This window comes from Psychrobacter sp. AOP7-B1-24 (genome assembly GCF_052376215.1).
In the GTDB taxonomy this organism is placed as follows: Bacteria; Pseudomonadota; Gammaproteobacteria; order Pseudomonadales; family Moraxellaceae; genus Psychrobacter.
This window is the reverse complement of sequence record NZ_JBQSVL010000174.1, coordinates 1-1,261: the sequence shown is the minus strand read 5'-3', so window position 1 is coordinate 1,261 and position 1,261 is coordinate 1. Positions and strand designations below refer to the sequence as shown.

At 40.0% G+C, this 1,261-nt stretch carries 1 protein-coding gene and 1 pseudogene; both read left to right on the top strand.

Going from position 1 to position 1,261, the window contains the following annotated elements; genetic code table 11:
- Nucleotides 1-928: hypothetical protein (locus tag ACT3QP_RS14810; RefSeq protein WP_444526028.1), on the top strand; the 928-nt coding region annotated here is incomplete at its 5' end.
- Nucleotides 929-997: 69 nt separating this feature from the next.
- Nucleotides 998-1,261 (top strand): annotated as a pseudogene (locus tag ACT3QP_RS14805) (hypothetical protein); the annotation flags it as partial.

Genomic DNA, 1,261 nt, shown 5'->3' with positions numbered 1-1,261 from the left:
GAATTATTTACTGTTTCACCCGATTATCAACTCGCATCAATTAGTTGGTTTTTTAATGGCTTATGCTTTTAGTTGGTTGTTTGGGCAAGGCTTGTTTTTCTTTCTAGTAGTAGTATCTAGTTATATATTTGTCAAAGATTTTGAATACGCAGCGCTATTTTTAATAATCATGCTTACTTTGTTCCTGATAGTTTTTGGTTTTGGATCATATTTAGTTTTAAAACAACTTAAAAACAAAAAATCCTACTACAACAAAATCTTACTGCTAAAACAAACACAACAGCTTGCTTATTACGAACATAACCGCAAGCAAGAGCCTATCTTCCATCTAATTAACTACAAAGATATTGTCGCGTCGGTTAGACGTAACAAAGGCGTTGTCTTTGAAGCCTTGAATCTGCATGTGATTGATCCGAAAACAAATCAAACCATCCAAAGCATCAACCTTGAAGACATGCAGCTTAGTCCTTATGATCAGTGGACGTTTATTCGTACCTATATGGAACGTCCAGCAGACGAGCTACCGCTTGACCCACGATACGCTCACGCTTGTCCGACAGATATCAGCACCTCGCTATTGGCTTGTGCTGATATCGCTCAAGAGAAGAAAGACAAAGGTTTGACAGGTTTACGTCATGAAGTGACGGTTATGGGCTGGTTGAGAGCGTGTACGGTGAGCTACTTAGATCTAGCTGAAGGCAATATTTATCAATCGAGTGCCAACCCTGCATTACATCCTGAAGTGCAGCGTCGCCTCATGTGGGATGGAAAAAACAACCCATATAATGTACTGCCTGTCACCGCTGAGCGCCAAGCCGCCTTTGATAATGAAAACACAAAGGTCAAACTTAAATGGTATTCAGGCATCGCCGTGAATGCGACATGGTTTATCGGTTCGATACTGTATGTGATGCTGGTGATTGCTTAGATAAAAACAACAATAAACAAGCTATCTAGGCATATAAGAGTGCTTTAACAAAGACGGCGGAGTAAAACGATGATCGACATGATAGGCCGCGGAAAAAACGGAACCTACGACACCTTAGGTAAAGCTTATAAAGTAGATAATTTACAACATGAGCTGCGCCCATATCAAAAGCTTGATTATCCGCTACGTCCGCAGCGTACTGTCGTACAGTTTAATAGCACCTATATGGAGCTGGTAGACATGTGGGACTTTATCCGTGGCGAGATTGTTTGGAGTCAATTATTTATTTTGATAGCTGTATTATTTAGCATCGGTACTTTTTTCTTAGTATTA